Here is a 26,384-nt window from a genome sequence, read left to right as displayed (position 1 = left end):
ACCTGGACCGCTATGACCCAACTCCACATCGAAGGCCTCGACCGGAACGAGCACCCCCTCGACATCGTCGAGCGGCTCGCCTCCCTTCGTGACTGGATCTTCGACCGGGCCGAGACCGACGAGATGTCGGTGGCCGTGGCCGGCCGCTGGTCCGACTACCATGTCGCCTTCACCTGGATCGAGGACGTGGAGGCCCTGCACGTGGCCAGCGCCTTCGATCTGAAGGTTCCGGCGCATCGCCGCACCGAGATCCTCACCCTCATTTCCCTCGTCAACGAGCAGCTCTGGGTCGGCCATTTCGACCTGTGGTCCACCGACAGCGTGGTGATGTTCCGGCATTCGCTGCTGCTCACGGACGGCGCCGCGCCGACCCAGAGCCAGTGCGCGATGATGCTGAAATCCGCTGTCGATGCCTGCGAGCGCTACTATCAGGCGTTCCAGTTCGTGCTCTGGGCGGGCAAGTCCGCCCGCGAATCCCTGGATGCGGTCCTGTTCGAGACCGAAGGCGAGGCGTGAGCGTTCCGTCTTCCTCGGCCTTGCCCGCGTCCCTCACCCTGGTGGGGGCGGGCAAGATGGGCGGCGCGATGCTGGCGGGCTGGCTCGCAGGGGGGCTCGATGCCGCCAGGACATGCGTCGTCGATCCGCAGGCCTCGCCCGAGATGGTGCGGCTCTGCGAGAGCCACGGCATCGCCCTGAACCCGAGCGACGTGCCGACCAACGATGCGCTGATCCTCGCGATCAAGCCGCAGGGGCTGGAGGGCGCCGCCGGCCTCCTCGACGGGTTGATCGCACCCCACACGCTCGTCGTCTCGATCCTGGCGGGCAAGACCATCGCCGACCTGAGCCGCCGCCTGCCCTCCGCCCGCGCGATCGTCCGGGCGATGCCGAACCTTCCGGCGAGCATCGGGCGGGGCGTTACCGGAGCGGTGGCGAATGCCGACGTATCCCCCGATCAGCGTGACCAGGCCGATGCGCTGCTGAAGGGCGTCGGCGCGGTGGAATGGCTCGACGACGAGGCGCTCATCGACGCTCTCACGGCTTTGTCCGGTTCCGGCCCGGCCTACGTCTTCCTCCTGGCCGAGGCCATGGCGGAGGCGGGCGTGGCCGCCGGCTTGCCCGCCGACATGGCCGCCCGGCTCGCCCGTGCCACGGTGGCGGGGGCAGGGGCGCTTCTGTCCGCCAGTCCCTACGAGGCGGGGCAGTTGCGGCGCGACGTGACCTCGCCCGGCGGCACCACGGCGGCGGCGCTGGCCGTGCTCATGCGCGATGGCGGCGTGCCGGACCTGATGCGCGAAGCGGTCGCCGCGGCGGCGGTGCGGGCCGGCGAGCTCTCCGGCTGAGCCGCCCCTAACCGATCCGCCTGCGCAACCTACATGGTAGGGAACAGACACGAGGATCGAACGACCATGGCAAACACCACAGGTGCGAAGCCCGAGGGCGGTGACGAGACCGCTGGGACCGACATCGCCGTCGCCGCCCCGCGGCAATCCCCGCGCGAGGCCGCCGTCGAGGCCCTGATGCGGCTCGCCGCCGTGCAGCCCTGGAACGACATCGAGATCGGCGACATCGCCCGTGAGGCCGGCCTGTCGCTGGCCGAGTTCCGGGAGCTGTTCCCCTCCAAGGGGGCCGTGCTCGGCGGCCTGTCGCGGATCATCGACCGCAAGGTGTTGGAGGGCGATTCCTCCGACCTCGCCGAGGAGCCCACCCGCGAGCGTCTGTTCGACGTGCTCATGCGCCGGCTCGATGCGATGACGCCCTACAAGGACGCCCTGCGCCGGATTTCCTATGCGTTGCGTGGCGATCCGCTTTCCCTTGTCGCCCTGAACGGTGTGGCGCTGAACTCCCACCGTTTCATGCTGGCGGCCGCCGGCATCGATACCGAGGGGCCGCTCGGCCGGATCAAGCTTCAGGGCGTGGTCATCGCCTTCGCCCGCACGGTGGAAGTCTGGCTCGACGACGACGATCCGGCCCTCGCCCGCACCATGGCCCGGCTCGACAAGGAGATCCGCAACGGCGAGCGCTTCATGGAGCGCGCCGAAGACGCCCGCCGCCTCACCGCGCCGTTCCGCGCCCTGGGCCGCTCGCTCCTCGATCGCGGCGCCCGCCGGCGCCGGGGCCAGCGGCCCGAGGACGAGGTCGACCAGCAGACGGTGTGACAGAACACTTTCCCTCTCCCGCAGAGGGGAGAGGGTGGATTGGGTCCAAACGAAAAGGGCCGCCCCATCGGGCGGCCCTTTCCATGTCAGGCTGGTCGATCAGCCGCCGATGCGGTTGGCCAGGACCGCCGAGTGGCCGTGCTGGTTGGCGATGTAGGGGAGCGCCTGGTTGGCAAACTCGCGGCCCTGGGCGTTGTCGCCGTTGCGCGAGTAGGACTCGTAGAGGCCGAGGGTGCGGGCATCCGAACGGGCCTGCTGCTGCACGAAGGTGCGGTCGAACTCACGGCCGGTGCGGGCATTCTTCAGGCGGTCGATCCGGGCCTGACCGTCAGGGCCGATGGCGACGCGGCGGCCGGGCTCACCGGGGGTGTTGTCGATGATGCCGACGCCGCCGAGCACGCCGCTGACGATCCGCGATGCAATGGTGGCCGAGATCGTCACCGGGGCGAGGACGACGCCGACCGGATTGTCGAAACGGGTCTCGAAGGGCTGGCTGTCGGAGACGACGGTGCCGCCGGCGGTCAGCGAGGTGCCCTCGGGTAGCAGCGCCTTGGTGGTGGCCTCACGCTCGACCAGCACGTTCTTGGCGTAGTTGCGGACGTTCGGGTTGCGCGAGCGCTCCAGGGCGATGCGGCTCGACTCGATGCTCACGGCATCCGAGCGCAGGGCGGCGGCGCGGAACGAGGAGGTGTCCCGGGCTTCGGGGGCGTTGGCGTCGAACTGGGGAGCGACGCGGATACCGAGGGGCTCCTGAGCGAGGGCCGGGGTCGTAATCGCCGCGACGGTGAAGCCGAGGGCGGCGAAAAGCTTGGTGTTGATCATGGCGGAGGTTGTCCTCACACGCCTTTGCGGCGTTTGGTTGAACGAACGTTTCGTCCGGCATGAACGTTTCGTTAACGGGGCGGTTCCTGCTTGGAGGGCATGGCTGCGGTGCGATGCGGCATGCTTCACCTATTTGTGACATGGCGCTCGTTCGCCCTCCTACCCCATCACCTCATCCTGAGGCACCGCGAAGCGGCCCAGAAGGAGGGGGCCAGGGATCGCAGTGGTTTCTGGAAGCCTCCTTCGAGGCCTCCGCTACGCTCCGGCACCTCAGGATGAGGCGGGTGGGTCGGGCAAATGTTGAGCGGCGGGACGTTTCGAAAGGTACTTCAATGCGTCCCAATCACTGGCGATGAGCGCTTCCTTCTTCGCCCGGCTCCAGCCTTTTACCTGACTCTCGAAGGCAATCGCCTCGGTGACCCGTTCGAACTCCTCGGCATAGACAAGGACCACGGGACGGCGCTTGCTCGTGTACCCTTGGAACGTCCCGGCGTGATGCTCGCCGAGCCGCTTGTCCAGGGTCTCACCGCGAGCCGATCCGACGTAGTAACTGCCGTCGGCACAGCGCAGGATGTAGGCAAAGGCGGCCATCCCGAACTCCTATCCAACCACCTCATCCTGAGGTGCCCGCGGTAGCGGGCCTGGAAGGAGGGCTCCAGAATCCACCGCACGAACTGGAGGGCTCCGCCTTGGGATAAGGTGAGAGAGCAGCACGACGCTCAATGCGCCTCTTCCCAGTTCCCCGCCGCCTGCGCCTCCACCACCAGCGGCACGCGTAAGGTCAGCGCCGGGGAGGGCGCCTCGACCATCACCCGGCGGATCACGGGGAGCGCCTTCTCCACCTCGTCCTCGGAGGCCTCGAACACCAGTTCGTCGTGCACCTGCAGCAGCATGGTCACGTTGAGTTTTTCCGCCCGCAGCGCCTCTTCCATCCTGGTCATGGCCCGGCGGATGATGTCGGCGGCCGAGCCCTGGATCGGGGCGTTGATGGCCTGGCGCTCCACCGAGGCGCGCTCGTTCGGGTTGTTCGAGCGGATCTGCGGATAATGGCAGACGCGGCCGAACAGGGTGGTGACGTAGCCGAGATCCCGGCAGAGCTTCTTGGTGTCGTCGATATAGGCGCGGATGCCGGGGAAGCGCTCGAAATACTGCTTGATGAAGGCGGATGCCTCCTCGCGGCCGATGCCGAGGCGGTCGGCGAGACCGAAGGCCGAGATGCCGTAGATGATGCCGAAATTGATCGTCTTGGCGCGCCTGCGCAGGTCCGAGGTCATGTCCTTCAAGGGCACGCCGAACATGGCGCTGGCGGTGGCGGCATGGATGTCGACGCCGTCCTCGAAGGCCTGGCGCAGCTGCGGGATATCGGCGATGTGAGCCAGGATGCGCAGCTCGATCTGGCTGTAATCGGCGGAGATCAGCTTCCTGCCTTCCGGCGCCACGAAGGCGCGGCGGATGCGCCGGCCCTCTTCGGTGCGGATCGGGATGTTCTGCAGGTTCGGCTCCGAAGAGGAGAGCCGCCCCGTGGTGGTGGCCGCCAGCGAGAACGAGGTGTGGACCCGGTCGGTCTCCCGGTCGGCATGCTGCTGCAGCGAATCCGTGTAGGTCGATTTCAGCTTGGCGAGCTGACGCCATTCCAAAATCTTCTTCGGTAGTTCGTGCCCGGCCTGGGCCAGTTCCTCCAGCAGGGTGGCGGGCGTGGCCCATTGGCCGGACGGAGTCTTCTTGGCGCCGGGCAGGCCCATCTTGCCGAACAGGATGTCGCCGATCTGTTTCGGCGAGGAAACTTGGAAGCGCTCGCCGGCATCCTCCTGGATCTCTTCCTCCAGCCGGACGAGGATCTGCGAGAAGTCGCCCGAGAGCCGGCTCAGCATGTTGCGGTCGACGCGGATACCCGCCGCTTCCATCCGGGCGATGACCGGGATGAGGGGGCGCTCCAGGGTCTCGTAGACCGTCACCCGGCGCTCGGCGACGAGGCGCGGCTTCATCATCCGCCACAGGCGCAAGGTCACGTCCGCGTCCTCGGCGGCGTAGGCGGTGGCCTTGTCGAGGGGCACTTTGTCGAAGGTGATCTTGGCTTTGCCGGTGCCGGCCACGTCCGAGAAGCTGATCGGCTGGTGGCCGAGATGGCGGCGGGCGAGCTCGTCCATGCCGTGCCCGCCCTTGCCGGCATCGAGCACGTAGGAGATCAGCATCGTGTCGTCGAAGGGAGCGATCTCGATGGCGACGCTCTGGCGCCGGAACACCAGCCAGTCGTACTTGATGTTCTGGCCGACCTTCAGGACGCCCGGATCCTCGAGGAGCGGCCTCAAGGCCGTCAGGGCGGCATCGATCGGGATCTGGCCCGTGACCGGGCTGAACTGCCCCGTGGCCGCCTTGGCATCGCCGAACAGGTCGCTCGCCTCGGACGCCGGCACCGGCTCCAGATGGGCGAGGGGGATGTAGGCCGCCCGCCCCGGCGCCACCGCCAGGGAGACGCCGACGAGGGCGGCGTTGTTGGCGTCGAGGGAGTCGGTCTCGGTATCCACCGCCAGCACCCCGGCCTCGCGCGCCTCGGCGATCCAGGCCTCCAATTGAGCGAGGCTGGTGATCGTCTCGTAACCCGTGGTGTCGATGGGGTTCGTCCCCTCCGCCGCACGGGTGGCGACGAGGGAGGAGGGCGTCGCCTCGGCGGGGCCGCGCGGCTTCGGCCCGCCCTCCGGCAGGTTCAGATTGGCGAAGGGGTCGACCTCCCCGCTCCCAGCCCCTCCCTCGAACGGCGGCGCCTCGGAGCCGTCCGAGCCGGGCAGCAGGGCCGGATCGGGCTTCACCGCCTCGGGGTCCACATGCAGCATCGAGGCGATGCGGCGGGTGAGGGTGTTGAACTCCATCGCCTTCAGGAAGCCCACGAGCTTCTGCGGGTCGGGGGCCGGCAGGCGCAGGTCGTCTAGGGCCACGGGGAGCGGCACGTCCTCGACGAGCGCCACCAGCCGGCGCGAGAGCTTCGCCTGGTCGATGCTGGCGAGCAGGGTCTCGCGGCGCTTGGGCTGTTTGATCTCGCCCGCCCGCTCCAGCAGCGCGTCGAGGCTGCCGTATTCCTTGATCAACGCGGCGGCGGTCTTGAGGCCGATGCCGGGGACGCCGGGCACGTTGTCGGACGTGTCGCCAATGAGCGCCAGGGCATCGCCGATCTGGTTCGGCTGCAGGCCTTCCCATTTGGCGATGATGGCGTCGAGGTCGAGGTTGCGCTCGGGCCGGTGCCCGGGCTTGCCCTTCACGCCGGATTCGAAATCGTAGAACCGCACCAGCGGCCCCACCAGCTGCATCAGGTCCTTGTCGGAGGAGACGATGATGACGCCGGCGCCCCGCGCCTCGGCCTGGCGCGAATAGGTGGCGATGAGGTCGTCGGCCTCGTAGCGCTCCAACTCGATGGGCTGCAGGCCGAAAGCCCGCACGGCCTCGCGCATCAGCGGCATCTGGCGCTTGAGGTCGTCCGGCGCGTCGGGGCGGTGGCCCTTGTAGTCGGGGAAGAGCTCCTTGCGGAACGAGCCCTCCGACTTGTCGAACACGATGGCCAGATGCGTCGGCTTGATCCCCGCCGCGCCGTCCTGAACGAATTGGGCGATCTTGGTGCAGAACAGCCGGACCGCCCCCGTGGGCAGGCCGTCCGAGGGGCGGGTGTTGTACTTCTGGTCCTGATTGATCGACTGGAAGTAGGCCCGAAAAATGAAGGACGACCCGTCCACCAGGATGATCTGATCGCCGGGGCCGACGGGGGCGGGGGGAGAAGTCGGCGTGCTGGTCATTGCGCAATCGTGTCGGAGAAAGGGAAGGTGGTCGCTGGACCCGTCATGACCCGCCGGGTAATCGCGTCAGTTCGGCCTTGCAGACGATCAGGAGGCCCGGAAGGTCCTCCTGGACGGTCCGCCAGGTCATGCCGGGCGATACGATATCGTATTCGTGACGATAAACATTGCCTGCGTTGGCGATCTGCCGCCAAGCGATGTGCGGATGCCGTTCTCGCGTCACTGCGTCGACGCAGCGGCTCGCCTCGGAGACGATCTCCAGACAGCGCGTGACGGCATAAAGATTACGCCGGTCGGTCGAAAACTCATCGAGGCGTAATCCGACGACGAAATCCTGTGCCGCCTCGATGTTCTCCACGATCCCGAGAAGCGCGCGTCGGCCGCGCTCAGAAAGCATGGATAGCGTCGCGTTCCGCCGCAGGGCGAACATGCGGCTTGAGCATGTCCTTGTTGGACACGTCGACGGAGATCGGGAAAAGCTCGCCGATGAAGTCGGTCACGCCGACATAATCGTAAACGCTGCGGATCGTCGTCTCGTCGATTTCGATCATCACATCGATATCGCTTCCGGCATGGCTCTCGCCGCGCGCGACAGAGCCGAATAGAGCGGCGTGACGAACGCCGCGCCGCTGCAACTCGCCTTCATGTGCACGAAGGATACCGATGGCCGTCCTAGAATCCATGCGGCGACGATAGCGCAAGACCGGGCTTTGCTGAAGAGGCTGCGAGCGGTCGCGCGAGAGAACGAGTGCAAGTGTCGCGTGCCGGAACAGCCGATTCCGGGGCCGCGTTCCCGATGCATCCCTCCTAGCCCCGGATAGTGTCCCACATGATTCAGATCCGCCGCCCGGCGCATCTCGCCCTGACCCTCGCCCTCTCCGCCGCCCCGCTGCCGGTCCTCGCTCAGGCGCTCCAGAATCCCGGCACCGCGACGATCGAAGCCCATGTGGTCAAGGCCGCGCCACTCGAGGCGACACCGGAGCGGATCGCCGCCCTGAAACTCCCCGCAGGGTTCAGAATCGAGGCCTTCGCCCGCGATCTCGGCGCGCCGCGCGTCATCGTCGTGTCCCCCGACGGGGCGCTCTATGTCAGCGACCGCGATGCCGGCACGGTCACCCGGATCGACGCGGCCGACGCGTCAAAGCGGAAGGTCGTCCTGAAGAAGCCGGATGTGCACGGCCTCGCCGTCCATGACGGCAGCCTGTTCTACGTGACGGTGAAGGAGATCTTCTCCGCGCCGATGAAGGCGGACGGCAGCCTCGGACCGGAGACGAGGCTCGTCTCCGACTTGCCCGATGCCGGCCAGCACCCGAACCGCACCATCGGCTTCGGGCCGGACGGCTGGCTTTATGCCAGCCTCGGTTCCACCTGCAACGAATGCGAGGAGCGCAACCCCGAGAACGCCACGATGGTACGGATGAAGCCGGACGGGTCGGGCCGGGAAATCGTCGCCTCGGGACTTCGCAACACCATCGGTTTTGCCTGGGAGCCTGGGACGAAGGCCCTCTACGGCTGGGACGACGGCGTCGACTGGCTCGGAGACAACGAGACGCCGGAGGAGCTGAACCGGATCGAGCCCGGCAAGAAGTACGGCTGGCCCTACATCTTCGGCGCCGGCGTCAAGAACCTCTATCGCGAGGTCCCCAAAAGCTCCCTGGAGCAGTGGGACAAGGACAGCGAACGGCCGGTGCTCACCTGGACGGCACACGCCTCCTCGATGCAGTTCACCTTCTACGACGGCGCGCAGTTCCCGGCCGAATACAAAGGCGATGCCTTCGTCACCATGCACGGCTCTTGGAACCGCAAGCCGCCGAGCGGCTACGAGGTCCTGCGCGTGCATTTCGAGAAGGGCCGTCCGACGTCGATCACCCCATTCGTGTCGGGCTTCCTCACCGAGGGCGGCCCGAGCGGCTGGTCGCGCTTCGCCCGGCCGTTCGGTCTGGCGGTGGCCAAGGATGGAAGCCTTTTCCTTGGCGACGACCAGCACGGGATCGTCTACCGGATCAGCTACAAGGACTGATCCGGGCGAGGGGACACGGTGGTGCCGCTCAGCGCGCGGCGCCCACCGTGTCGGCCATGCGGGCGTCGCGCGTTCCGAGCGGCCGGTCGCGTCCCACCGTGGTGTCGATCTCGGTCTGATGCTCCATCTCGGCGTTGATCTCGGCGCCGAGCAGCACGATCGTGGTCGAGATCCAGATCCAGGTCATGAAGCCGACGACGGCACCGAGGGAGCCATAGGTCTCGTTGTACTTGCCGAAATTGGAGACGTACCAGGAGAAGCCCAGCGAGCCCGCAAGCCAGAGCACGCCGGCGATGGCGCTGCCCCAGGTGACCCAGCGCCAGCGCGGCGCATCCCGGCTCGGACCGTAGCGGTAGAGCAGGGCGAGACCGGCGAGCACCGCCATCAGCAGCACCGGCCAGCGCAGGAGCGAGATGTACCAGGCCTCCGCGCTGAGACCGACGACGTTGATCACCGCCGGCACCACGACGATGCCCACCAGCGCCAGGACGATGAAGAGCAGGGCACCCCCAGTAAAGGCGAGGGAGCGCAGGTTGAGCCAGAAGAAGTTCCGGGTCTCGCGCTCCTCGTAGACGATGTTGAGGGCCTGGAAGACCGCCTTCATCCCGCCATTGGCGCTCCAGATCGACAAGGCCAGACCGGTGAAGAACGTCAGGCCCAGGGTGGTGTCACCCTTCTCCGCGATGCGCTTCACCTGTTCGCCGACGATGTCGAGGGCACCGGACGGGATGACGCCCTGGAGGTTCTGGAGGTGGTCGTTGATGGTCGCGACATCCGCCACCAGCCCGTAGCAGGCGACCAGGGCCGCAATGGCCGGGAAGATCGCTAGCAGAACGTAGAAGGTCACACCGGCGGCCACGGAGACGAGGTTGTTCTCGCCGACATCGTGGAAGACCCGCAGGCCGATGTCCTTCCAGCCCTTGGCCGGGATTTCCGAGGGCTTGGATGCCTGCCGCCCCCGTTCGGTCTCCGTCCTGGCGACGTGCTTGGCGTCCCTTCCCTCATGGGAGGGGGAGGGCTCGCTCGTGCGCGGGGCGGATGGAGACGGGTCCGACAATGACCCGGACGAGGATGGCCGTGTGCCCTTCCTCGGCAGGACGACGAGACCGACGAGCGCGGTCACGAGCCCCAGCGTCCATAGGGTGGAGCCCGCTTGTGCAGGGCCCGCCGCTCCCGCCGGTTCGTGATGTGGTTCGGCCATCGGCGGTTCGTCCTGTGGAGCGGAAAGTGAATACAATTCCCTTCGACAACCTTCCGGCACGCGGAGGGTTTCATGCCGCGCCCCCGACGGTCCGTCAGGGCATAGAACGGTCTTGCAGCGTACAGAGAAGACCGCGGGGGAACCGCCGGGGCGCCGTTCGGCACGGTGCGTGCTCCCAGGCACGGACTGTAAACCCGTCTGCGGTTACGAGCCGCCATTCGGCGCTTGCCCTCGGCCGCCGTTGCCCTCACCGTTTTCGCGAAATCTCCCAAACGAGGACACGACCGCCCCGTGCCGCACGCGACAGAGCTGATTGCCATCATCGCCCTCGGTCTCGTGTTGGCCTTCGCCTGCGGGATGTTGGCCCAACGCCTGCGGCTGCCTCCCCTGGTCGGTTATCTCCTCGCGGGCGTGCTCGTGGGGCCGTACACGCCCGGCTTCGTCGGCAACAGCCAACTCGCGAGCCAGCTCGCCGAGATCGGCGTGATCCTGCTGATGTTCGGGGTTGGCCTGCACTTCTCGATCAAGGACCTGATGGCGGTGCGCACCATCGCCCTGCCGGGGGCCATCGTGCAGATCGTGGCCGCCACCGCCATGGGCGGCCTGCTGGCGCATCTCTGGGGCTGGGGGATCGGTGCCGGCCTCGTCTTCGGCCTCGCCTTGTCGGTGGCGAGCACGGTGGTGCTGCTGCGGGCGCTGGAGGAACGTCGGCTCCTCGACAGCGACAAGGGCCGCATCGCGGTGGGGTGGCTCATCGTCGAGGATCTCGCCATGGTCCTCGCCTTGGTCCTGCTCCCCGCCCTCGCGCCGTCCCTCGGGGGAACCGGCGACGGCGCGGCCCACCATGTCGCCGATGGCAACATCTGGCTCACCCTGGCGCTGACGCTGGCCAAGGTCGCGGTGTTCGCCCTGGTGATGCTGGTGGGCGGGCGCCGCGTGGTGCCCTGGCTCCTCGATCAGGCGGCCCGCACCGGCTCGCGTGAGCTCTTCACCCTGGCGGTCCTCGCCTTGGCGCTGGGCATCGCCTTCGGATCGGCCGAGCTCTTCGGGGTCTCCTTCGCGCTGGGCGCCTTCTTCGCCGGCATGGTGCTGGCCGAATCCGACCTCAGCCATCAGGCGGCCGCCGATTCCCTGCCGCTGCAGGATGCCTTCGCGGTTCTGTTCTTCGTCTCCGTGGGCATGCTGTTCGACCCCGGCATCCTCCTGCGCGAACCGCTCTCGGTCCTCGCGGTCCTCGGCATCATCCTCCTCGGCAAATCGCTTGCCGCCGTGGCCATCGTGCTGGCCTTCAAGCATCCCATCGGCACGGCCCTCACCATCGCGGCAAGTCTGGCGCAGATCGGCGAGTTCTCGTTCATCCTCGTCAGCCTCGGGCTCTCGCTGAAGCTGCTCCCCACCGAGGGGCGCGATCTCATCCTCGGCGGCGCCATCCTCTCCATCACCCTCAACCCGCTGTTCTTCGTGCTGGCCGACCGGGCGACGCGCTTCTTCGCCGAGCGGCCGGACCTCGCGGCCCGGTTCGAGCGGCGAGGTGCTGCGGCGATGGCCGTCACCGAGGAGGCCAAACCCCATCGCGGCCACGCCATCGTCATCGGCTACGGCCGTGTCGGCAGCACCATCGCCAACGCCTTCGCCACCTGGGACATGCCCTACCTCGTGATCGACCGCGACCGCCGCCGCGTCCTCGACCTGCGCAAGGACGGCGTCGAGGCGGTGTTCGGGGACGCCACCGCGCCCGGCATCCTCGAAGCCGCCGATATCGGACAGGCGAAGCTCATCGTGATCGCGTCGCCCGAACCGCATACGGCGCGGCGCCTCGTCGAACTCGCCCGCGAGGCCAATCCCGGCATCGACACGCTGGTGCGCACCCACAACGATGGCGAGCGCCACTATTTCGAGGAGCAGCGCGTCGGCCTCGTCCTCATGGCCGAGCGCGAACTCGCCTACGGGATGACGCTCTACGCCCTGCGCAGCCTCGGTCTGAAGGAGGGCGAAGCGCGCATCTTCGTCGACAGCACCCGCGTGGAAAGCCGCTCGGCCCCCGTGGAGGCCGAAATCGACCAGGGCGCGCCGGAACTGCGCCCGCACAAATCGGACGTGGTGGAGGGGAAGGGGTAGGCGCGCGGCTCCTCCCGTCGGCTCTGCGACGGGAGCGCGCCGGCGGCGACATCCCGACCGGTGAACCGACCTCGAGGGGCGCGCTCGTCTGCGGCTCAGCCCGGCGCGGACAAGGCGCTTTTCGGTAGCAGCATGTGGACGCCCTTGTTGCCGTCGACCGTCTGCGTGATGCGCAGATTGCCGGCCAACGAGCACAGCATGTAGGCCTGATTGCGGGTCAGTCCGCTGCGTGCGCAGACGTGACGGACCATCTCGCGCACCGCCTGGCGCATGGCATCGTCGAGGCTCTCATGCAGGCCGATCGTCATGAGATCGGTGGGCGTCTCGGCGAAGGGCCACCCATAGCCGAGATCCTTGCGCACGGTGAGCCGGAAGGTGCCCGAAAGCCCCGTCTCGAGGGCCGTGATGCAGACCTCGCCGTCGCCCTGCACGCCGTGGCCGTCCCCGGCATAGAATCCGGCGCCGGGATTGAAGACGGGCAGATAGAGCGCCGTGCCGACCTTGAGCTCCTTGTTGTCCATGTTTCCGCCGAAGGCGCGGGGGACCGGAGAGCCGACCCTCCCCCAGGCGGCGGGAGGCGCCGTGCCCATGATCCCGAAGAACGGATCGAGGGGCAGCTCGGCGCCCCAGGGCAGGATCGCGACGCCGCGGGCGACGTCGATGTCGGGATGGATCGTCTCGTAGTCGGTGAACTCGTCCGGCAGGGTGCCGAGCAGAGGCAGGATCGCCACGAAGCCCCAATCCATGCGGAATTTCAGATCGAGGATGTCGACCTGGAGCACGTCGCCGGGTTCGGCCCCGCGGACATGGACCGGGCCGGTCACGAAATGCGGTCCGGGGCCGGAGGCCAGCGTGTCGAGGGCCGCGAGATAATCGGCCGGCACCCTGGCCGGATCGGGATGGAGCGATTCCTTGCCGCCGGCCGGAAACGAGTGGAGCGTGACGGTATCGCCGGACTCGATCTCCAGGACCGGCGGCAGAGCGGCGTCGAAATAGCCGAGCACCATCGTGTCGGGTGTCGCGGGAATCTCGTGATGCGTCGGCATGAGGGAGCCTTTCGGAGATCTGATGGTCAGACAGCGATGTGCCGGGACAGGGTGGCGTGGTCCAAGGTCTCCCGCGTGCCTTGTTCGACCGCGCTGCCACGTGAGAGCACGACGAAGGAATCAGCGAGCCGGAGCGCAGATTTGCGGTACTGCTCCACGAAGACCAGAGTGATCCGGCTCTTGATCGTCGAGACGACGGAGGGCCGGATGCCCTCGGTCAAAGAGGATAAGGCGGGAATGGCTGCCTGTGCGTGCGGGCGATGGCGGCCTGCCGCGTCGTCCCGGCAGGCGAGTCTGCGCCAGCCGATGCGCCCGGCCACGCCCGCCCGCGATGACCGCGTCGACGGGATGGCCGGACAGGAGGGGAAGCCTGCTCATGCCGGTATTGATTGCCGCCGAGCCCCGTATCGTTGCCGAACATCGGCAGCTTGGCGACATCCCCTGGCCGCCCGGGCATCGCTTCGAATGTCCCATGGCCAACGACATTGTTGCGCGCGGCCACGGCTTGGGTTAGGTGTCGTCCACGGTCAGCACCCGTAGCTCAGCTGGATAGAGCGTTGCCCTCCGAAGGCAAAGGTCACACGTTCGAATCGTGTCGGGTGCGCCAACAAATTCAATGACTTAGCTGACTTTTACCGAGGCCCTTGTGGGTCTGTGGAAGCGATGCGGAAGCAAGATACGCGAATCAGCGTATCCCTTGACTAGCTCTACTTTGGCAGACTGATTTCAGGGAGGCCGGTGGAGTACGGCATCACAGTGCGGGCATCGCCGCGGTGGTGGCCAGCTGAAATGATCCAGGATGGCCTGTCGGGTCGCCGGCATCGAGGGCTGGGGTGGTGGGCGGGCGATTCTCTTTTCCGCCCCGCCGCTGCGAGACGTAGGGACTGAAGGAAGGCGTAGGCGATCATCGTCATCAGCGCGTGGTCGGTGCAGCCCGGTCCACGAGCGGCCCTCGAAGTGGTCGAGGCCGAGCTCCTCCTTCATCTGTTGATGCGCCTGCTCGCAGATCCAGCGCGCCTTGATCGTGGCGACGAGCTGCCTGAGGGCCGCATCGGCCGGCAGGTTCGAGAGGTAGAACTTGCGCTCGCCCGAGCCACGCTCTTCACGCACCAGCCAGACAGCTTCCCCGGGTAGGTGCTGGTTGCCTTGTGTGCCGATCCGCTGCGTCGGCCCATCGGCCATCCGGACGCGAAGCCCACAGAAGCGGGCCCGCAGCCGCCCTTTGGTCCCGTGTCGCCACGTCACGGATCGGCCGGCCATGTCCGCCAGGATCGTCTCGGCCGAGACCGAGACCTGATCCGGCACGTGATGCTGGCGGGGTCGCCCCCGCGCCGCGACGGGGAAGATCATCGCCACGTCGGCCGGGTAGACTTTGCTGCGTCCCGAAATCCCTACGGCCCATCTCAAGCCGCGCTCGCTCAGGGCCTGCCGGAACGGAGCGGAGCAGCCGTAACCCGCCTCGGCCAGAACGCAGCCGAAGCGCACGCCACCCGCTCGGACCCGGTCGATCTCCGCAACCGCGATCTCCAGCTTGCTGCGGGCCGCGCGCTGGACCGCCGGCCAGGCGATCGGCCTCGCAGAGAAGCGCCTGCTGCAGCGGCGCTTCATCCCAGATCCCGGCCGCGATGAAGTGGTGCAACCGATCGTAGGGAACCCCATCAGCCCGCGCCGCCATCGGCTGGACGCTCTTGCGGTCGCCCAAGCCGATCAGCCCGGCCACGTAGAGCGGGCACATCGCCCGGCGTGCCGGATGCGACAGGCCCGCCAGGAACGGCTGCAGCCACCGCTCCAGATCGTCACGCCACCCGCCAGCACCTGACATCGCGATCACCCACGAACATCGCCGTGGCATGCGAATCCGCAAGAATCCTACATCGTTCCGTCAATCTGCCAAAGTAGTGCTAATGCCGGGCCGATCTGCCGGGCGACCTCCGGGGAAAGGCGCGCGCCGCCGACTTGAAGAAGCCGCAGGCTCGATAGATCGCTGTCGTCCCATTCGCGCTGCTGCAGCCACAACGAGACCAAGGCTGCGACGAGGGAGGTCACCGTTACCTTCTGTCGAGCGATCAGCGGGAAGGTTTCGTCCCCGCCCGGAGTCCGCGCCATCACGATCCGGCCGCCGCAGGACAGCGTGCCGAGGATGCCAGGGCATGCCAGGGTGAAGTTGTGTGCCGCCGGCAGCGCCGTGAGATAGACTGTGTCAGACGAGAAGCCGCAGAGCTCTGCCGAGGCGCGGGCGTTGTAGGCGTAGTCGGCATGGCTGCGCGGGATCAGCTTGGGTGTCCCCGTGGTGCCGCCGGACAGCAGTAGGCAGGCGATTTCGGTGGGACGCGGAGCAACACCCGTCGGGGGATCGCCGTCGAGTCCATCGAGATTGCAACACTGGCGAGCTTCGCCGTCAACGATGATGTTACCCAGACAGGCGTGACGCGCCACCAACTCCACCCCCATCGCGCGGTAGTCGAAGCCGAGGAACCGGTCCTTGCAGATATAGGCGACCGGCTGCGCGTTCCGGCACAAGCCGTCGAGATCATTGATGCGTTGGGCCGGCAGCACGAAGATTAGAAGTGCGCCGAGCCGGAACAGAGCGAAGCTGAGCGCGACGAAGTTTGCTCCGTTCGGCAGTTGAAGCAACACGCGGTCTCCCGCCGTGATGCCGAGTTCGGGCAGGCCGCCGGCAAGGCGATCAGCGCGCCGATCAAGCGCGGCAAAGCTCATTTCGCCCCGGTGATCTGTCAAGGCAACGTGGTCTTTATAAGCCTCGGCCCAGCGACGCAGGGATTCGCCCAGCGTCTCCTTCTGCCAATAGCCGCGTCGCTGGTAGGCCTCCACAACCTCTGGCGGTTGAAGGAAAGTCTGCTCGGAAGCGATCATCATATCATGTCGATTTCCATGACTTGGTGGTCATCGGGCGGGCAGCCGCTGGGCGATCACCGTTGGCTGATCATGCGTGTCCAGCAGTCTGCACTTGCAACTCGCTTGACGATCCGACTTGCCGAAGCTAATCTTAACTGTTATGTTTATACTTTAAAATATAACTATCATATGATAATTGTATTTACCTCTCAGATAAAAATTTTTCTTTTTTCGAAGCCTTCATAATGACTAACTATATTCTAAAATTGCCTACCTCAACGACCTGGATGTTCGCGATGGGGTATCGGTTGTTCGCGTTTAAGATCAATCTTCGGTGTGGCGTGACTGCTTGGCGCGCAACGACTTGGGAGCGACGCCATAGCGGCGCCGGAATTCAGTGGAGAAATGTTGCTGCTGATACCCCATGGCTCGCGCGACATGGCCGATGGAATGCTCGCCGGCCTCGATCATACGTTTCGCCTCTTCGAAGCGGCGGTTTTTGACGAAGGCGTAGATCGGCTCCCCGAAGAGATCGCGGAACCCGTCCGACAGCTTCCGCTCATTCACACCGACACTGCGAGCCAGTTCGGCGACGGGCGGTGGCGAGGCGAGCGCATCGAGCAGGATGGCCCGCGCTTCGTAGAACCGCTCGATGTCGCGCGCTGACCAAGCGTAGGCCCGTGGGGCGATGGAGCGGAGCGGACAGCGTTTCTGCGTTTGCTGGATCGACTGCGAGACGCATTCCAGGGCCTTGGCCACAAGAAAACAGCGACGTGCTATTCCTGTAAGGGTGGAGGCGCGCATCTGCCAGGCGATGGCACTGATGACACCCGGGCACGGATCCGAGCGGCAGGAATGATCACTCTCAAGGAGGCGACGACCGTCCTCGCCGAGAAGGTCATCGATGCTGGCATCCGGGATCCGCACGAAAACGGCCGAGAGATTTCCATCCTTCAAGGCACGGTGCTGCACCTGGATCGCCTCGCTCGTGTAGAAGGCCACGGCGCTACCCGGCTCCCAGCATGTACGACCGAAACGGGTCTGCTCGACCGACACCGTGCCATCGAGGATGGAGCCGAGCCAGTAACCTCGACCGAGATCGCTTTCCCAGATCGCATCTCGTGAAACGCTCAGATCACCAAGAAACACCTCGATGCCGCCGGCAGATACGACCTCCATTATAGGCTCCTCGCGGTCAAAAAATTATAATTAGATTTGATAAAATCTAACCGATACGAGATTTATGCTATCAGGAATTGTGCATTTCCCCAATGGCAGCAGCATCCCGGCAAACCAATTATGAGGGAGCCCCATCCTTCAGTGCAGGCGAACTTGTTCTACTTCTCTGGCGTCAATGAGGGGCCTCCATCGTCGCCACGATTCCGGGGTTGGCTGATCCCTCCTCCGTTACCGGCCATTCAGCATTCCAAGACGCGTCACGGCGGCACCGCAGCCTGGACGAACGTTCAGGTTCGATATGCACTGAGGCAATGCGCCTACCGACGCGCCGCACTCACCGTTTGCCCATCGCGCGCGAATGATCCGGTTCCCGAACAAAGGACTCCGAAGCCCGAACATCCGCAGCCTTGTCGAGGCCAGCCACGCAATCTAGGAGCAAAAGACAAGCTGGAGCATAAGATGCGAACCGATCTTAAAAGTATTATAATGTTCGGCAGTGTATCTCTTGGCATCTGTGCCGCTCAAGACGCGACGGCTCAAAACGCAAGAATAAATGACACAGCCTCGGTCGCGCTGGATCCGATTACGGTCACCTCGGATCAGCGGACGGATGCAATCGAGAAGCTCCCTGCGGCGACGACCGTCATAGCGAGTCGCGATCTTGGATACGGCAAAGTCAATACCCTGGACGATGTTGCGCAACGTAGCGTCAACGCCATCTTCAGTTCACAGGGCGGTCCGTTCACGATCCGCGGCATCGGATCCCCGGGACTGGACGCTGGTGTCGACAGACAGCCTTCGGTCGGCGTCTTTCTAGATAATGTCTACATCGCGCGGCCGTTTGGATACCCGACGTTCCTCACGGACGTCAGCAACGTCGAGGTTATCCGCGGATCTCAGGCGACACTCTTCGGCAAGAATACGATCGGAGGTGCCGTCAACATCATCCTACGGGATCCGGGAACCGTTCCAGGGGTCGAGGCAGAGGCGGGGATCGGTAGCTACCCGAGCGGCCGGCTCCAGGCCGGCTTCGATACGCATGTGGGATCGTCTGCCTTCAACGCGCGTGGTTTCGTAGCGTGGACCGGCCAGAATGGGTACATCAGGAACCTGCCGAACGGCCAGGATGTCAGCGACGTCAACGCCCTCGCGACACGGTTCGTCATCGCCGGGCCGCTTGGCGAGGCAACGAAACTTAGGCTGTCTTTCGACTATTCCCGCAATCGTGACGATGGCGGACTTTGGTACGCCCCGCTGCCTCTCGCCCAACGCTACAGGGCGATGCACGACTTCAAACCCGACAACAAACTCGATATCGGAGGCATCACCGCCCGCGTCGACCACGACTTCGACGCGTTCCGGATCACGTCGATCACGGCTCTTCGTGGGCACGGCCTCAACACGATGCTCGACGGTGACTTTACCGCAGCCCCGCTATACGGCCAGGCACAGACGGAGGAGCAGAGGCAATTCAGCCAGGATCTTCGCTTCACCTCCACGCTGCCCGGTCCCTTTCGTTGGACCGGCGGCCTGTTCTACATGCATGAGCGGTTCAACGCCGCACAGTTCTTCGACATGGCAACAGTACCGCGCGAGCTGTGGAGCCGCGATGTCTTCAAGCAGGACACCGATACCTACTCCGCCTTCGGAGAGATTGCTTACCGCTTCGACAATGGCTTCGAACTGATCGGAGGCCTGCGCTATACCCACGAAACGAAGAGCACGACATCCGAGATCTCGAGCCCGAGCGGAACCTTCGCGTTCGGCTCCCCTGGACGGATCGCGGCCGACAGTGCCTTCGACAACCTCTCGCCGGAAGCGACGGCGGTCTACCATCTCTCCGAGGACAAGCAGGTCTTCGCCAAGGTCAGCCGCGGCTTCAAGGCAGGCGGAGTCAGCCCTTACATCGAGGCCGACGGCACCGCCAATCGCTACCAGCCCGAGACGACGACCTCGTACGAGATCGGCACCAAGAACTCGTGGCACGGCGGTCGCTATACCCTGAACGGCTCACTCTTCTACATCGACTGGAGTGACCTACAGACTTCCCTATACACGACCCCCTTCACGCGTGTGATCCGCAACGCGGCGGCGGCGACCTCCAAAGGCGTCGAGGTCGAAGGAGGGGTGCGCCTGACCGACAATCTCACGGTGACGGCGGGTTACGGCTACCTCGACGCGCGATACGACACGTTCGTGGATACGGTGCTCGGCAAGACTTACTCCGGCAACCCCCTCCCCTATGCGCCACGAACCAGCATCGAGGGCGGCTTGAGATGGGTCAGCGCCATCACGGACGACATGAATTTTGTCGGCACCGTAAAGTATGCCTACCGGACAACTTACTCATTCACCCCTGAAAACGGCTACCGCCAACCCGACACCCACATCGTCGATGCGCGGCTTGGCGTCGAAGGCCGGACCTGGAGCGCCACGCTTTGGACGAAGAACCTGCTCGACCAGCGTTACCTCCGGCAATACTTTAACTACAGCGGAACCAACATCGGCGTCGCCGCGCAGGGACGTACGCTCGGCTTGATCGTAGCGGCTCGATGGTAGGCACTCCTTCGATGATGCGATCCGGCGCGACCGATGGCCCCCCGGCGATGGCGAATAAAGCATCCCGCTCGGCGTTTCTCATGATCGCCGGGCTCTACGTCTCCCAGGGCTTACCGATCGGGTTCGCCTTCGAAGCTCTGCCGATACTCCTGCGTCAGGCAGGAATCGGACTCGATACCATTGCGCTCACGCCGATCGTGGCGTTGCCTTGGATTCTCAAGTTCCTATGGAGTCCGTTGGTCGATAATACGTGGACGAAGCGGCTTGGACGCAGAAGGAGCTGGATGATCCCCACGCAAGCGGTGCTCGTCATCTCGTTTGTCGGGCTCGCCTTCGTCCCGCTCGGCATCAGCAACATGCCGATCACCGCTGCCCTTCTGCTGTTCGGATCTTGCGCTGGCGCGACCCAGAACATCGTGACCGACGGTTTTGCGGCGGAGGCCCTACAGCACGAAGCGCTCGGAGTGGCGAATGCGCTGCAGATCGGAGGAATCGTGGCAGGCGCCATGCTCGGCGGAGGGGGCTCGCTCATTCTGCATGATTTATGGGGCGTACACGCCGCACTCCTCGTGCTCGCGGCCGTGGCCCTCCTGAGCCTCCTGCCCGTACTGTCCTGGCGAGAATCCATCCAACCGTCGGTCCGTACGCGGCGGAAGGCGCGCCTCCCAACGATCATCCGACGCAGAGGGTTCGGGCCCATCTTGTTGCTGTCGCTCTGCTACGGTGTGGCAAATACCGGGGGCTTCGGGCTTTCGAAGTTGGTCCTCCTCGAGAAAGGGTGGATGGTCTCGCAGATCGGGGCCATCGCCGTTCTGTCGAGCGCCACGGTGATGTTGATCGGGTCGCCCCTCGCTGCCTTCGCGATCAGGCGGTTCGGGCTCTGGCACACCATGCTGGCCGGCCTTTTCGTCGCTCTCGCTCCGGTGATCGCATGGTGGTGGGTGGCCTCCGGTCCTGCCTCGCCATCGTGGGTTCTGGCGGGTGCGGCCACGGTTCTGCTCGGAACCGCCGCGGGTCTGATCTCTGTCGCCGCGTCGACCCTCGCCATGCGCTTTGGCGCACAGGGTAATCAAGCCGGAACGGATGTCGCAGTGCTGCAGAGCGCCAATGTGCTCGGCGAGATGATGATCGCGAGCAGCGCGATGTGGCTGGCCTCGTCCATGGGCTACGCGAACGCCCTTATCGGAGCTACGGCCGCGACCGCTGTGGTTTTTGCGATCGTGCTGTGGTGCAGGGAGTCGGTACCGTCTGTGGTGCTTGAGGGAGCGAAATGATACGATGACCGTAGGATCACGTTCCCATGGCGACCGCATTACGGACGCCATCGCCCGCAAACCTTCGGGCCTTCTCGGCAAGCTACTGTTCCGATACCCTTTCGCACATCTCACCGGCTTCGAGCTCGCCCTGAAGCTTGCGCCCACAAGCGCCTCCGATGTCGTCTTGGATGTCGGCTGCGGCGGCGGCGTTTTCCTACGCGAAGCGCTTCGAACGGGCTGTACGGCGACAGGCCTTGATCACAGTCCGGATATGCTCGCAACAGCCGCGAGCGTGAACGCTGCGGCGATTCGCGAGGAGCGACTCACTCTCGCCGAAGGCGATGCCGGTGCCTTGCCGTTCCAAGAGGCCAGCTTCGACAAGGTCTTCTGTTTGAATGCTTTCTTCTTTTTTTCCGAGCCCGTGGCCGCGATCGCCGAGATGGCGCGGGTGACCCGGGCGGGAGGCTCCGTCGCCATCCTGACGACGGCGAAGCAATGGGCGGGCGATGCGAACTGGCTCGTCCGTCCCCTGGTCAGGCGGATGCGCTGCCATGAGCCGGAGACCCTGTCCGGCTGGGCAGCGGAGGCCGGCTTGCGAACGATCCGGATCGAACCGGTGCCGAAGAGCGGGTATCTCCAGATCTTCGAAAAGGCCAAGCATCCTGCAGCGCGACGTCCGGAGGCTATATGTCCGGTGTGATCGACGTACCCGGCTTCCGCGGCACTGTCATAGGCACCGTCGGAACGATGACGATTGTGCGTGGCACTTTGCATGGGGAGCTTGCGGCCCATGTGGCCGAGACCGACGAACTGGTTGTCTTGCTCTCTGGAGCCATCGTGGTTCAGGTAGATGGGTCCTGCAAAAACCTCCAACCCGGCGACTGCTCCGTTATCCCGAAAGGCACCGAGCATCGCGTCAGCGCGGCCGATCCTTCGCTCGTAGTGATCGTCGCAAGGTAGCGTGCGCTCATGCCGACGAACTGCTTCTTCCAGCGATAAAAGGTCGGCTCGGATACGCCCATCTTCGTACGCCTTCGGTGAAGGCCGCGGTGTGGTCCGGTTGGGGGTGTCAGGCGGCGATCTGATGGAGCCGAGAGGGGGTCCAGTTCCATGGCAGCAGATCGTCGATGCGCCGGGCGGGGTGGTCGGGTAGCCGCGTGAGTACGTCGGCGAGCCACGCCTGGGGATCGACGCCGTTGAGCTTGGCGGTCTCGATCAGGGTGTAGAGGGCCGCGGCGCGATGGCCGCCTGTGTCGGAGCCGGCGAAGGTCCAGTTGCGGCGGCCGACCGCGATGGGGCGGATCGCGCGTTCGGCGGCATTGTTCGAGAGGCAGATGCGCCCGTCGTCGAGGAAGCGGGTGAAGGCGGCCCAGCGTTTGAGCATGTAGTCGATCGCCGCTGCTGTGGGAGCCTTGGCCGAGAGCTTGGCGCGGTTCTCGCGCAGCCATGCCTCCAGGCTGGCGACGAGGGCAATCAAGCGGGTGCTTCGATGTGCGCGACGCTCATCGGGGACGAGGCCGTTGATGGCGCGCTCGATGGCGAAGATCGCATCGATCCGCGTCACCGCCTCGATGGCGATCGGAGCTTGTCTCAGCTCGGCCAGTTCGAAGAACTTGCGTCGGGCATGGGCCCAGCAGGCCGCCTCGCGGATCGGGCCCGGCTTGCGGCCGGGGTCGTATAGCCGGCCGAACCCCGAGAAGGCATCCGCCTGCACGATGCCGTGGAAGTCGCCGAGCCAAGTCTCGGCATGCGCGCCGGAGCGGTCGGGGGAGTAGAAGTAGGCCGCGGCCGGCGGCTCGGGTCCACCGAAGGGGCGGTCGTCGCGCACCACCGTCCAGAGCCGGCCCGTGCGGGTCTTGCCCTTGGCCAGGACCGGTACCGGGGTGTCGTCGAGATGAAGGCGGGCGGCTCCCCGGACATGGGCCTCGATCCGGGCGACCAGGGGCGATAGGGCGGTGGTGACGGCTCCGACCCAGCCGGCCAACGTCGAGACGTCGACCGGTACGCCTTCATGGGCGAAGCGCTGGCTCTGGCGGTGTAGCGGCAGGTGGAGGCCGAACTTGGCCATCATCACCTCCGCCAGGAGGTTCGGCCCGGCCCGCCCCCGCGGGATCGGGTGGAAGGGAGCCGGATTCTGCGCGATGGTCTCACAGTCGCGGCAGGAGAAGCGCTCGCGCACGTGCTGGATCACGACCCAGCGTGCCGGGATCCGCTCCAGGGTCTCAGTGAAGTCTTCGCCGAGAGGGCGCAGGCGTGCCCCGCCGCAGCAGGCGCAGGTGGTCGGTCCGGGATGGACGACACGCTCGCGCAGCAGGTGCTCGGGCAGGGGGCGGCGTGCGGGCTTGCGCCGGGAGGACGCCGTGGTGGCACACGCTTCGGGCTCGACCGTCGCCTGCGCCTCGGTTTCGGCCAGCGTCTCCTCCAGATCCTCCAGCGTCAGTTCGAGCTGGTCGATCCGGGCACTGCGTTCCGACGAAGCCCCGAAGCGCTCCCGCCGCAGCCGGGCGACCTCCAGTTTCAGCCGTTCGACCGCGATCTCGGACACGAGCCGTGCCGCCCGCTCGGCCAGGATCATGGCGTGGGCGGCAGCGAGATCGGTGGGAAGCGGCGGGGGCTTAGGCGCGTTCGGCACACCAACAGATGAGCATATTCCTCAGCCTGTGTAACGCGTTATCCTCAGGCGACAGCGCCAGGACGCCATGTCTCCTGCGGCATGCGCCAGTCGATACCCGAGAGCAGGTAACCGAGCTGCGCCGTCGAGATCGTCACGGCTCCGTCCGCCACCGAGGGCCACAGGAAGCGGCCGCGGTCGAGCCGCTTGGTGTACAGGCATGCGCCCTGGCCATCGTGCCAGATCACTTTGATCAGGTCGCCGCGCCGGCCCCGGAACACGAATAGGTGCCCGCCATGGGGATCGCGCTTCAACGTCTCCTGGACGATCAGCCCCAGGCTGGAGAAGCCCTTGCGCATATCGGTGTGGCCGGTGGCCAGCCAGACCCGGACGTTGGCCGGCAGCGGGATCATCGGCCCTCCAGGGCATCGAGCACTCGTCGCAGCGCCGCGGCATCGACGTCCCGGTCGACCTTGAGACGCCGACCACCGTCGAGATCGATCTCCATGATCCCCGTCTTGCGCCGCGCTCGACGGGGCTGGTCCGCAACACTCGGATCATCCAACCGCAGAGCCGGAACTGCTGGCGACGGCTCCGGGGTGATTGCGACGGGCACGAAGACCGGGGCCTGCTCGTCCCCGCCCAAACAGCCTTGCCGAGCTTGGCGTCGCCAGGTGAACAGCAGACCCTGGGCGATCCCGTGCCGGCGCGCCACCGAGCACACCGACACGCCAGCCTCGTACGAGGCTTCGACGATCCGCGCCTTGTCCTCGAACGACCAGCGCCGCCGCCGTTCGGCCCCCTCCAGTACCTCAACCCGCATCGCCTCGACCCGCTGACCTTAACGCCAGCATTAAGGTCAGGCTTCAGCCGGGTGCGCGATGACGTCCACCGTGGCCATCACCGGACGCGTACCCATCTTCCGGCAGACCTCGTCCACCGTCGCGCCGTTCTCCGYCTGCCGCAGGGCGAAGGCGATCTGTTCGTTCGTGAAGCGTTTGCGAGGCATGGCATCCACCCTCCTTCAGGGTTCAGGATGCCCGAAAAACTTGCGCTCAGCGCGGACCAGTTTGGTGGGGCAGGGTCAGTGTTGTCGGCCTTGAGCGCAGGTGAAGCAACGGGCGTGGTTGACCCCGCTCGTTGCTGTTCGAGCTCGGCAGCGAACGTTGCCGGGGTAGCGTAGCACAACGACGAGTGCAGCCCAGGGCTTCGGATCCGGATTAACGGGCGAGTTCGCCCAGGATTTCTGCGAGGTAGGTTGGGTCCCATCCGGCGCGCTTTCGTCTGAGCTTGATCGAACGTTTGTCGGAGACGGCCCGGACGAGGTAAGGGCGAAGTGCCGGACGACGGCCATGTTGCGGGCGCCGTGGCCTTTTCGCAGGCGGGATTGGTCGTCGGCGAAGACGACGTCGAGGACCCAGTGCAGGCTGTTCTCGATGGCCCAGTGTCCGCGCACGGCGTCTGCGGCGCGTTGTGCCGTGAGGGCTGCCGAGGAGACGTAGTAGCGGGTCTCGGTGCGGCAGCGGTCCTTGAGTTCGGTGCGAGCCCGGACCCGCACGAGGCAGGCGACGCCCGGCAGGCGTGTCTCACCGGGGAAGCGGCGGGGACCGTCGAGCCAGTCGACCTGCCGCACGACGCTGACACGCCTCTCTTCGATGCGGCCGTGTCCCTTGTCGTGCTCGATGACGGTCTCGGTGTCTCCTTCGGCGCTGGTCTCGAACAGGCTCTTGACCTCGGCGCGCAGGGTGGGCTGGTTGGCTTTGACGGCGAGCAGGTGGTCGGCGCCCGCTGCCGTGATGGCGGCGGCGATGCCCGGATTGGTGGCGACGGCGTCGATTGAGACGAGGGCGCCCTCGAGGCCGTCGTTGTCGGACAGTCTCTCGATCAGGATCGGGATGGCGGTGGTCTCGCTCGCTTTGTCGGGCACCGCCTCCTGGCCGAGCACGAGGCGGGCCGTGGTGGCGAAGGCCGAGACCAGATGCAGCGGCGGCCTGCCGGTGGCGCGGTCGTGGCTGCGGCGCGAAGTCTTGCCGTCGATGGCCACGAAGTCGGGCCGCTGCGGCCAAGTGGCCCGGACCCAGGCCGTGAAGGCGGACGCGAACAGGTGCGGATCGATCCGGTTCATCAGGATGGTCAGCCAGCGACCGCCCGGCACGCCGTGATGGTAGGGCAGATAGCGTCGCAGGATCGGCAGGTGGGCCTCGCCCCACTCCGCGATCAGGTCGTAGTCCTCGCAGTCACAGATCGTGCCGCAGACCACCAAGAGCAGCACCTCCGGCAGGGGATGCGCCACCTGCCAGGGGACCCGCGGGTCGTCGATCTCCCCAAAATGATCGAGAAGCGCCTTCAGGCGCGACGGCGGCAGGATGTCCAGGGGCACGACACTCATCAGGGGCTCCCAATCGGCGCTCTCCTCACAGAGTCAGCATTCCCGCAAGCCGTAAACCGCCGTTAACCCGAGTTCGGAGCCCTGCATGTCGCCCGCGATGTTCGGCAGATGCGGACTGCTATGGTAGAGCGAGTGCACTGGGACCGGGCTGCCCACCGCGCAGACGATGGCCGGAAAGGAGAGGCTGCGATAGCACCGCTGCACCCGACCGTTGCCCGCCACGACGATGGCGATCCGCTCGGGGTGGTATTGCACGTAGGCCCGAGCCGCCGTCTCCCTACGGACCGCGACGTCGCGTGCGAGCCTGAGAACGTGCTGCAGATTCGGTTCGGCAAAGGCCGCCATGGCTCCCCGCAGCAGATGAGGGGGCATCAGCACGAGGCAGGCGA

The 26,384-nt window shown here is 66.0% G+C and carries 23 protein-coding genes, 1 tRNA gene and 3 pseudogenes; 10 read left to right on the top strand and 17 right to left on the bottom strand.

The features are described from left to right. Nucleotides 1-12 precede the first annotated feature (12 nt). The 3 genes from ASF08_RS02790 (at nt 13) to ASF08_RS02780 (ending at nt 2,156) form a co-directional block, all read left to right on the top strand. Complete coding sequence (locus tag ASF08_RS02790; protein WP_018045511.1) at nt 13-516, top strand: YbjN domain-containing protein; 504 nt, start codon at nt 13-15, stop codon at nt 514-516. Then, a complete protein-coding gene (proC, locus tag ASF08_RS02785) occupies nt 513-1,340 on the top strand; it encodes a pyrroline-5-carboxylate reductase (protein ID WP_056141052.1) in 828 nt (275 codons plus the stop codon). The genes ASF08_RS02790 and proC overlap by 4 nt, the downstream gene beginning before the upstream one ends. Nucleotides 1,341-1,406: 66 nt before the next feature. Beyond that, nucleotides 1,407-2,156, top strand: a complete 750-nt coding sequence (locus ASF08_RS02780; RefSeq protein WP_056141051.1) for a hypothetical protein — start codon at nt 1,407-1,409, stop codon at nt 2,154-2,156. A gap of 99 nt (nt 2,157-2,255) precedes the next feature. On the opposite strand, the gene ASF08_RS02775 is transcribed toward ASF08_RS02780, so the two are convergent. The 5 genes from ASF08_RS02775 to ASF08_RS02755 all read right to left on the bottom strand — a co-directional run bounded on the left by ASF08_RS02775 (nt 2,256) and on the right by ASF08_RS02755 (nt 7,461). Beyond that, on the bottom strand, nt 2,256-2,978 hold the full coding sequence (locus tag ASF08_RS02775) for a DUF4142 domain-containing protein (protein WP_056141041.1): 723 nt from the start codon (nt 2,976-2,978) through the stop codon (nt 2,256-2,258). Nucleotides 2,979-3,248: 270 nt separating this feature from the next. Continuing rightward, nucleotides 3,249-3,569, bottom strand: coding sequence for a GIY-YIG nuclease family protein (locus ASF08_RS02770; RefSeq protein WP_056141036.1), 321 nt, complete (start codon nt 3,567-3,569; stop codon nt 3,249-3,251). Between the two features lie 128 nt (nt 3,570-3,697). Beyond that, entirely contained in the window at nt 3,698-6,760 is a 3,063-nt protein-coding gene (polA, locus tag ASF08_RS02765) for a DNA polymerase I (RefSeq protein ID WP_056141033.1), read from the bottom strand. Nucleotides 6,761-6,803: 43 nt separating this feature from the next. After that, a complete protein-coding gene (locus ASF08_RS02760; RefSeq protein WP_244474433.1) occupies nt 6,804-7,190 on the bottom strand; it encodes a HepT-like ribonuclease domain-containing protein in 387 nt (128 codons plus the stop codon). Further along, on the bottom strand, nt 7,147-7,461 hold the full coding sequence (locus tag ASF08_RS02755) for a nucleotidyltransferase family protein (RefSeq protein WP_244474432.1): 315 nt from the start codon (nt 7,459-7,461) through the stop codon (nt 7,147-7,149). Before ASF08_RS02755 ends, ASF08_RS02760 begins: the two co-directional genes overlap by 44 nt. A 128-nt stretch (nt 7,462-7,589) precedes the next feature. Between ASF08_RS02755 and ASF08_RS02750 the strand changes: the two genes are divergently transcribed. Then, nucleotides 7,590-8,780: a PQQ-dependent sugar dehydrogenase gene (locus tag ASF08_RS02750; RefSeq protein WP_056141024.1), complete on the top strand. Its 1,191-nt coding sequence runs from the start codon at nt 7,590-7,592 to the stop codon at nt 8,778-8,780. A 28-nt stretch (nt 8,781-8,808) separates the two neighbouring features. Here the strand turns inward: ASF08_RS02750 and ASF08_RS02745 are convergent, their stop codons facing one another. Continuing rightward, nucleotides 8,809-9,981, bottom strand: coding sequence for a YihY/virulence factor BrkB family protein (locus ASF08_RS02745; RefSeq protein WP_056141022.1), 1,173 nt, complete (start codon nt 9,979-9,981; stop codon nt 8,809-8,811). 291 nt (nt 9,982-10,272) lie between these two features. On the opposite strand from ASF08_RS02745, the gene ybaL reads away from it, so the two are divergent. Then, the gene (gene ybaL, locus ASF08_RS02740) at nt 10,273-12,099 is read left to right on the top strand and encodes a YbaL family putative K(+) efflux transporter (RefSeq protein WP_056141015.1); all 1,827 of its coding nucleotides are present in this window, start codon (nt 10,273-10,275) and stop codon (nt 12,097-12,099) included. A 95-nt stretch (nt 12,100-12,194) separates the two neighbouring features. On the opposite strand, the gene ASF08_RS02735 is transcribed toward ybaL, so the two are convergent. Together ASF08_RS02735 and ASF08_RS02730 are read right to left on the bottom strand one after the other, a co-directional pair. Beyond that, entirely contained in the window at nt 12,195-13,145 is a 951-nt protein-coding gene (locus tag ASF08_RS02735; protein ID WP_056141012.1) for an acetamidase/formamidase family protein, read from the bottom strand. A 26-nt stretch (nt 13,146-13,171) separates the two neighbouring features. Next, nucleotides 13,172-13,465, bottom strand: a complete 294-nt coding sequence (locus tag ASF08_RS02730; protein ID WP_056141009.1) for a hypothetical protein — start codon at nt 13,463-13,465, stop codon at nt 13,172-13,174. Between the two features lie 210 nt (nt 13,466-13,675). Here ASF08_RS02730 and ASF08_RS02725 point away from each other — a divergent pair. Continuing rightward, nucleotides 13,676-13,752: transfer RNA gene (locus ASF08_RS02725), tRNA-Arg, on the top strand. A 144-nt stretch (nt 13,753-13,896) separates the two neighbouring features. On the opposite strand, the pseudogene ASF08_RS02720 reads toward ASF08_RS02725, so the two are convergent. The 3 genes and pseudogenes from ASF08_RS02720 to ASF08_RS02710 form a co-directional block, all read right to left on the bottom strand. Further along, nucleotides 13,897-14,967, bottom strand: a pseudogene (locus ASF08_RS02720) (IS701 family transposase). A gap of 47 nt (nt 14,968-15,014) precedes the next feature. After that, a complete protein-coding gene (locus ASF08_RS02715) occupies nt 15,015-16,022 on the bottom strand; it encodes an AMP-binding protein (protein WP_056141006.1) in 1,008 nt (335 codons plus the stop codon). A gap of 303 nt (nt 16,023-16,325) precedes the next feature. After that, on the bottom strand, nt 16,326-17,180 hold the full coding sequence (locus ASF08_RS02710) for a helix-turn-helix domain-containing protein (RefSeq protein WP_056141003.1): 855 nt from the start codon (nt 17,178-17,180) through the stop codon (nt 16,326-16,328). A gap of 459 nt (nt 17,181-17,639) precedes the next feature. Here ASF08_RS02710 and ASF08_RS02705 point away from each other — a divergent pair, with 459 nt between their 5' ends. The 4 genes from ASF08_RS02705 (at nt 17,640) to ASF08_RS02690 (ending at nt 21,955) form a co-directional block, all read left to right on the top strand. Continuing rightward, entirely contained in the window at nt 17,640-19,739 is a 2,100-nt protein-coding gene (locus tag ASF08_RS02705; RefSeq protein WP_162238936.1) for a TonB-dependent receptor, read from the top strand. Nucleotides 19,740-19,819: 80 nt separating this feature from the next. Next, nucleotides 19,820-21,013 (top strand): MFS transporter, encoded by a 1,194-nt coding sequence (locus tag ASF08_RS02700; protein WP_210166697.1) that lies wholly within the window; start codon nt 19,820-19,822, stop codon nt 21,011-21,013. A 4-nt stretch (nt 21,014-21,017) separates the two neighbouring features. Next, a complete protein-coding gene (locus tag ASF08_RS02695) occupies nt 21,018-21,695 on the top strand; it encodes a class I SAM-dependent methyltransferase (RefSeq protein ID WP_056140996.1) in 678 nt (225 codons plus the stop codon). Then, nucleotides 21,683-21,955, top strand: a complete 273-nt coding sequence (locus ASF08_RS02690) for a cupin domain-containing protein (protein ID WP_056140992.1) — start codon at nt 21,683-21,685, stop codon at nt 21,953-21,955. The genes ASF08_RS02695 and ASF08_RS02690 overlap by 13 nt, the downstream gene beginning before the upstream one ends. Before the next feature lie 109 nt (nt 21,956-22,064). On the opposite strand, the gene tnpC is transcribed toward ASF08_RS02690, so the two are convergent. The 6 genes and pseudogenes from tnpC to ASF08_RS25600 all read right to left on the bottom strand — a co-directional run bounded on the left by tnpC (nt 22,065) and on the right by ASF08_RS25600 (nt 26,367). Next, nucleotides 22,065-23,570 carry an IS66 family transposase gene (gene tnpC / locus ASF08_RS02685; protein ID WP_082473022.1) on the bottom strand — a complete coding sequence of 502 codons (1,506 nt, stop codon included), beginning with the start codon at nt 23,568-23,570 and terminating at the stop codon, nt 22,065-22,067. Nucleotides 23,571-23,671: 101 nt separating this feature from the next. Then, nucleotides 23,672-24,019 carry an IS66 family insertion sequence element accessory protein TnpB gene (gene tnpB, locus ASF08_RS02680; protein ID WP_056140988.1) on the bottom strand — a complete coding sequence of 116 codons (348 nt, stop codon included), beginning with the start codon at nt 24,017-24,019 and terminating at the stop codon, nt 23,672-23,674. After that, the gene (tnpA, locus tag ASF08_RS02675; RefSeq protein ID WP_056140982.1) at nt 24,016-24,429 is read right to left on the bottom strand and encodes an IS66-like element accessory protein TnpA; all 414 of its coding nucleotides are present in this window, start codon (nt 24,427-24,429) and stop codon (nt 24,016-24,018) included. Before tnpA ends, tnpB begins: the two co-directional genes overlap by 4 nt. 90 nt (nt 24,430-24,519) lie before the next feature. Next, nucleotides 24,520-24,615: pseudogene (locus ASF08_RS02670) on the bottom strand (transposase); the annotation flags it as partial. Between the two features lie 211 nt (nt 24,616-24,826). Beyond that, nucleotides 24,827-25,995 (bottom strand): annotated as a pseudogene (locus ASF08_RS02665) (ISAs1 family transposase). 33 nt (nt 25,996-26,028) lie between these two features. After that, nucleotides 26,029-26,367: a hypothetical protein gene (locus ASF08_RS25600; RefSeq protein WP_244474431.1), complete on the bottom strand. Its 339-nt coding sequence runs from the start codon at nt 26,365-26,367 to the stop codon at nt 26,029-26,031. Between the last annotated feature and the right edge of the window lie 17 nt (nt 26,368-26,384).

This window comes from Methylobacterium sp. Leaf85 (assembly GCF_001422125.1).
GTDB classification, from domain to species: domain Bacteria; phylum Pseudomonadota; class Alphaproteobacteria; order Rhizobiales; family Beijerinckiaceae; genus Methylobacterium; species Methylobacterium bullatum.
This window is presented reverse-complemented; position numbering and strand designations above follow the sequence as displayed.